Origin of the sequence: Streptomyces boncukensis, from assembly GCF_011045075.1 — a bacterium.
Lineage (GTDB): Bacteria > Actinomycetota > Actinomycetes > Streptomycetales > Streptomycetaceae > Streptomyces > Streptomyces boncukensis.
In genome coordinates this window covers 1-1986 of the sequence record NZ_JAAKZZ010000849.1, presented here as the reverse complement: position 1 = coordinate 1986, position 1986 = coordinate 1, and the positions used below count along the sequence as shown (strand labels likewise).

1 protein-coding gene is annotated in these 1986 nt (G+C 72.7%); it reads left to right on the top strand.

Annotated features, from left to right (window positions below; genetic code table 11):
• A partial coding sequence (locus tag G5C65_RS36305) for a type I polyketide synthase (protein ID WP_241266313.1) occupies nt 1–1986 on the top strand: 1986 nt, incomplete at both ends.

Here is a 1986-nt window from a genome sequence, read left to right as displayed (position 1 = left end):
GCCCTCACCGACCACCTCCTGGCCCAGCTCGTTCCCCCGGCTGCCGGAACCGCGTCGGCCGGGCGGCCGTCCGCCCGCGCCTCCGCGGCCGCGGCCGAGGATCCGGTGGTCGTGGTGGGGATGGCGTGCCGGTATCCGGGAGAGGTCCGTACGCCCGAGGAGCTGTGGCAACTGGTGGCATCCGGCACCGACGCCATCGGCCCCTTCCCCGACAACCGCGGCTGGAACCTCGACGAGCTCTACCACCCGGACCCCGACCACACCGGTACCAGCTACACCCGGCACGGGGGCTTCCTCTACGACGCCGACCGGTTCGACGCGGAGTTCTTCGGCATCAGTCCGCGCGAGGCCCAGGTGATGGACCCGCAGCAGCGGCTGCTGCTGGAGACCAGCTGGGAGGCCATCGAAAGCGCCGCCATCGCGCCCACCGCGCTGCACGGCACCCGCACCGGCGTGTTCACCGGCGTCATGCACAACGACTACGCGGCACGCCTGCCCACCATGCCCGACAGCGTCGAGGCGTACCGCACCATCGGCAACGCGTCGAGCGTGGCCTCGGGCCGGGTCTCGTACAGCCTCGGCCTGCAGGGCCCGGCGCTCACCGTCGACACCGCCTGCTCGTCCTCGCTGGTGGCCATTCATCTGGCCGCGCAGGCGCTGCAGCGGGACGAGTGCGAACTGGCCCTGGCGGGCGGGGTCACGGTCATGGCCACGCCGGACCTCTTCGTCGAATTCAGCAGGCAGCGCGGGCTGGCGCCGGACGGCCGCTGCAAGGCGTTCGCGGACACGGCCGACGGCACCGCGTGGAGCGAGGGCGCCGGCGTGCTGGTCCTGGAACGGCTCTCGGACGCACGCCGCAACGGCCACCCCGTCCTCGCCACCCTCCGCGGCTCAGCCGTCAACCAGGACGGCGCCAGCAACGGACTCACCGCCCCCAACGGCCCCTCCCAAGAACGCGTCATCCACGACGCCCTCGCCACCGCACACCTCACCCCCACCGACATCGACGCCGTCGAAGCCCACGGCACCGGCACCACCCTCGGCGACCCCATCGAAGCCCAAGCCCTCCTCGCCACCTACGGCCAGCACCGCGACGCGGAACAGCGGCTCTATCTCGGGACCCTGAAGTCCAACATCGGGCATGCGCAGGCCGCCGCCGGCATCGGCGGTGTGATCAAGATGGTGCTGGCGATGCGGCACGGGCTGCTGCCGCGCACCCTGCACGTCGACCAGCCGTCCTCCAAGGTGGACTGGGAACGGGGCGCGATCGAGCTGCTGACCGAGGCCACGCCCTGGCCCGAGAGCGGCCGCCCGCGCCGCGCCGCCGTCTCCTCCTTCGGCATCAGCGGCACCAACGCCCACCTCATCCTCGAACAGCCCCCCGTCCCCGCGCCTGAGCGGGACGACGACTCGGCCACCGGGTCCGACGCGTCAGGGAACGACGCCCCGACGGTGGCCCCGTGGCTGCTCTCCGGCCATACGGAGGGGGCGCTGCGTGCTCAGGCCGAACGCCTGCTGAGCTTCGTCACCGAGCACCCGGAACACGAACTCGCCGATATCGGGCTGTCCCTGGCGGACGCGTACCCCGCCTTCGCGTACACGGCCGCCGTGGTCGCGCGGGACCGGGAGGGCTATCTGGCGGGGCTCGCGGCGCTGGCCGCCGGCGAGGAGTCCGTCCACCTGGTCCGGGGCCCGGACCCCGCCGAGGCCGGGTCCGCTGTCGCGGGCGGGGCTGGTGGTCGGGGTCGGGTGGCGTTCCTGTTCACCGGGCAGGGCAGCCAGCGCCTGGGCATGGGCGCGGAACTCTACGCCACCCAACCCGTCTTCGCCGCCGCCCTCGACACCGTCTGCACCGAACTCGACACCCACCTCACCGACCTCCCCATCCCCCTCAAAGACCTCATCCTCAACACCAACACCACCAACACCACCGACGGCCCCGACACCACCGAACGCGCCGCCCTCCTCGACCAGACCCGCTACACC